This is a genomic window from Aquimarina macrocephali JAMB N27 (assembly GCF_000520995.1).
Classification (GTDB): Bacteria; Bacteroidota; Bacteroidia; order Flavobacteriales; family Flavobacteriaceae; genus Aquimarina; species Aquimarina macrocephali.
Map to the genome: position 1 here is coordinate 1 of NZ_JACA01000087.1, position 4,346 is coordinate 4,346.

Sequence of the window (4,346 nt, forward strand, 5' to 3'; positions counted from 1 at the left end):
AGCAGCCAGATTTTTACGTGATGTACAACGAGTGCTAAAACCTATAAAAGTGATTAACCCTTATGCAGAATACTTAGAATTACCGCTATCAGTTTTTAAACCTCGTAGAACCAATAGTCATTATTTACAATTTATAGAAGCCATCACATTTTATAAGCAGTTACAGCGATCAAAAAAGTATGATGAGCAAACAGGAGAAGAATACATTAAAACTACGATCGAAGATATAGAAGAAGCCAACCAACTGATTAAGGAAGTGTTACTACGCAAGAGTGATATATTAAATGGTGCTTGCAGAAACTTTTTTGAAATGCTTAAAAACTACTTAAAAGCGAATACCCAAACTACATTTACCAATAAAGAAATACGCCACGTATTACGTATCAACCCCAGTAATCAAAAACGATATATGATACAGTTACAAGAAGCAGGGCTGGTACAAAAAGCAAAAGGTAATAAACGAAATGGCTACCTGTACGAAGTGGCAAACTATGAAGATTACAGTAATACAAACCAGCAGATAGAAAACCTACTCAATAATACTGTCAAAACCTTAGAAGCCTGTCTCGAGCGTAGTCGAGAGGTTCAATATAGTTCATAATGGTTCAATCCCTAAAATGAACCATTACCATAGTTAATAATCAACGAATTACGCCAGTAGTTCACCAAACTTTAAAAAACACATACCCATGCAAGAAAAAAAGCTGCACAATGCTGGCTATAGGCTGCTATTGTCCAAATTTACCGAGTGGTTAGCTATTTTAGGCTACAGTACAAGTGCTGTAACAAGCTATCCGAGATACATTAAAGAGTACTTCTGTTACCTAGAAGAAAACCACATCAAAAAGCTGGACCATGTAAGCGTTACTATTGTTAAAAAATATTATAAGCAACTTAGCCAAAGGCCTAAAAAACAAAGTTACGGGGCATTAAGTAAATCCAGCCTTAATCAACACCAGCAAGCACTACGTAAGTTTAATGAATACCTTAAAAAACATAATGCTACCGCTCAACCCATACACTTAAAAGCAGAACGTATCCACCATTACGATGTGGCCAAAGACATATTAACTCTATCAGAAGTCAAACAACTCTTTGAAATCACAGACCACAGTAATCCATTAGCCCGTATACGCTACAGGGATAAAGCAATGCTTGTCGTGCTCTATAGCTGTGGGTTACGGATCAATGAAGCTGCACACTTAGATATTAAAGATATCCTGTTTGATAAAGAACTGGTCTATGTACGTAAAGGAAAGAATTACAAAGAACGCTATGTACCGCTTAACCCCTATAACCTGAGTATACTAGAGGATTATATTTATGAAGGGCGACCAGATTTTTATCAGGCAAATACCCATGAAGCCCTATTTACAGGAAAATCAGGAACAAGACTACAAAATCAAACCTTTAGAAACCGCCTACGAATAATGATCAAAGCCACAGCTAATGAGGACTTGATACAAAAAAGGATCACACCCCACACCTTACGCCATAGTATTGCCACCCACTTATTACAACAGGGAGCAGATATTGATCAGATCAGGCAATTTTTAGGACATAGCAGTTTAGAGACCACACAAACCTATACACACCTTTTAAAATACATTACCACATGAATACACCAATGAGTTATGCAGCATATTTAGAGAAAGAAGGCTATACCAAATCTACAGTAAAGACCTATGAACATTGTGTAGAACGTTTCTTGCGTTGGGCAAACAAGCTACAATACCATATCCCTACTTTTGATTATAAAGCAGCCTTACGCTACGTTAAATACCTAAAAAGAAAGCAACGTAAAACCAGAACCATTAATGCGTTACTTATCGGAATACGCCCATACTTTAATTACCTGATCGATATAGGTGTACATACCCAAAACCCTTTTAATGATATAGTGATCAAAGGAGAACCCAAAGTACGTATGCTCAGTAACCTATTATCAGCAGATGAACTGGAAGACCTCTATTATAGTTATCAAATCACACAAAGCAAAAACCCATTACATGTACTTACCCACAAACGTAATAAAGTAATCACAGGCTTACTGGTATATCAGGGGTTATCTACAGCAGACTTGCAACGTATAGAACTCGAACACCTACACCTGCAAAAAGGAAAAGTATACATACCACAGGGCAACTTGGGTAACGCAAGGGAACTAGAATTAAAACCGTGGCAAATCATCCCACTTATGGAGTATGTAAATGAAGTACGCCCCGAACTGTTACGCAGAATAAAAATAGATACAGAAGCCCTCATTTTTGCAAAGACAGGAAAACTGGTAGGTGTAATAGAAACACTTATTAAAAAGCTACGAAAAACAAATCAAAAAGTAGGTAATGCACACAGTATACGATCTAGTGTGATTGTATTATGGTTATCCAGATATAATCTTAGAGAAGTACAATATATGGCAGGGCATAAACGCATCAGTACTACAGAGCAATACCAACAACAAGACCTTGAAGAATTACAAAATACCATAGCAAAGTTCCACCCAATACATTAGTATATTATGAAAATAGAACTCATCATTACCGACAAAGAAGAATTAAATTATTTACAAAGTTCCTTAGCAGCAGCGATACATCAATTAAGCGTATCAGAGAAAAACCATGAAGATAGTATCTACTGGTTATCACAAATCTTACTTTTATCTTATGGATAGAATAATGCCAAGTGAGTCGTTACACTCCAATTAGTTATTATAACATCAGCCCGAAAAGGGCTTTTGTTATAAGCTGTTATAAGGTGTTCCTTCGTCACGCCACAAGCTATTTTTTGTTATTCCACAAGTGCAGAAAAAAGCACTTGTTCCATACCGTTGCGACTCCCTCGCCTTTGGTCGGTAGTCTCCACTACAAACAAATAGCCTTGCTCTGTTCCTCTATCACCCGCAGCTCTCTTTTTGCTTAAAAACAATAATGATGCCTACGGCGTGAGTTTAATTAAGCAAAACCGCTGCTTCATGGGCTACGCCGCTTAGTCGCAACCTAGCCAATTTTTATGTAGAAGTTAATATTGTAAGAAAACGGAATACATAAAAATCGTCTGGCGCACAATCGCTTTACCAAGCTCTTTTTGTGCGTCGGTTGCTCCACTACGCTATGGCTTCGCCTTTGTTTTTGCGTGCAACGCAGCTTCGTTCAGTTGCCACTGGGCTATGATCAATCTTGAAGCTGAAGCACTACGCTTGCAGCCTTTGCGCACTTCAGCTTCAAGATCGATCGTTCTTACTCGAAACGGAAAACTATTTTAATAGAAAGTGGAATGCGGTGGCTGTAGTAGTCAGGCTTCCACTTTGTATTAAAATACTAGCCTTAATGGCGATTGAATGACCACGTAACGGTCAATTACCCGTTACAAACGGCCTACAGGCAGTAAATAACGTCCAATTAGACGTTATCCTACTGGTTACAGGGTGTTCGAGACGACCAACAGACCGTTAAGAACGCCCCATAGGGGGTGTCGGAACACCCTAAAACCCGTTCTGAACGACCTAAAGGCTGTTACTTGCGACCTGTTGGTCGTTATTGGCGTCTGTCTCTTTATTTTCTTCCGGAATTGCAGAGCTACGCCCTGGGAACTGGCTTGATAAATCCTTATAGATATTAGTAGTACCTGCTACATTTTGTTGACTGATCAACTTAATGTTACGATAGTATGCTATTGCAGCATTATAGATATCGGTACTTAGTAGTTTAGAAGTATCGTCCAAGCTCTCGTATACAGAAGTAATACGTCTTAGGATAGGTATAATATCCTCTCTGGCTTTTACATCTTTATCAAACTCTTTTTTATCTAAGTAGAAAGGTACAAGCTCGGGTTTTTGTTCCATATACTCACCGACTTTTTTAACCCAGTTCTCTGTCCTGTCACCAAGTTTACCATATAACTGGCGTTCTTCGGTGGTTAGGTTGATCACTTTACTACTAATGATTTTTTCAATGGTGGAGATTGATTTTTTAATCATGTCTACTTCCTCTGCAGAGAATGCAGTTGAAATCAAATTGTTGGTTGCCATATTGTTTTTTTTTAGGTTTTAACGATAGCTAAGATACAAGTTTATAGGCAATTATGTGTGTTCAGGGGGTGTGGCTATTTTATATAATTGCGTTATAGACCCTGACTGTAAGGAAGAGCGACTATAACTACCAATTATGTACATATAGCTTTGGTGGTAGCGGTGGCTGCGCGTGGGGATAGTTCCGATAGATATATTTTAGTACATTTATCACACGGTAATAGATACCGTTCGTTCTTAAAAATTTTTGACCAGCAGAATAGTACCCAAAAAAAAAGGTGTCCTTGTAAAAAAAATGCAGTAGTTTAATATATGA

4 protein-coding genes and 1 pseudogene are annotated in these 4,346 nt (G+C 38.0%); 4 read left to right on the top strand and 1 reads right to left on the bottom strand.

The window, feature by feature from the left end:
• The 4 genes and pseudogenes from Z054_RS31995 to Z054_RS32000 form a co-directional block, all read left to right on the top strand.
• A pseudogene (locus Z054_RS31995) lies at positions 1-601 on the top strand (hypothetical protein); the annotation flags it as partial.
• Between the two features lie 88 nt (positions 602-689).
• On the top strand, positions 690-1,619 hold the full coding sequence (locus Z054_RS0127075) for a tyrosine-type recombinase/integrase (RefSeq protein ID WP_024773103.1): 930 nt from the start codon (positions 690-692) through the stop codon (positions 1,617-1,619).
• Complete coding sequence (locus tag Z054_RS0127080) at positions 1,616-2,515, top strand: tyrosine-type recombinase/integrase (protein ID WP_024773104.1); 900 nt, start codon at positions 1,616-1,618, stop codon at positions 2,513-2,515. Before Z054_RS0127075 ends, Z054_RS0127080 begins: the two co-directional genes overlap by 4 nt.
• Before the next feature lie 6 nt (positions 2,516-2,521).
• A complete protein-coding gene (locus Z054_RS32000; RefSeq protein WP_161635360.1) occupies positions 2,522-2,674 on the top strand; it encodes a hypothetical protein in 153 nt (50 codons plus the stop codon).
• 831 nt (positions 2,675-3,505) lie between these two features.
• On the opposite strand, the gene Z054_RS0127095 is transcribed toward Z054_RS32000, so the two are convergent.
• Entirely contained in the window at positions 3,506-4,030 is a 525-nt protein-coding gene (locus Z054_RS0127095) for a hypothetical protein (protein ID WP_024773105.1), read from the bottom strand.
• Positions 4,031-4,346 lie beyond the last annotated feature (316 nt).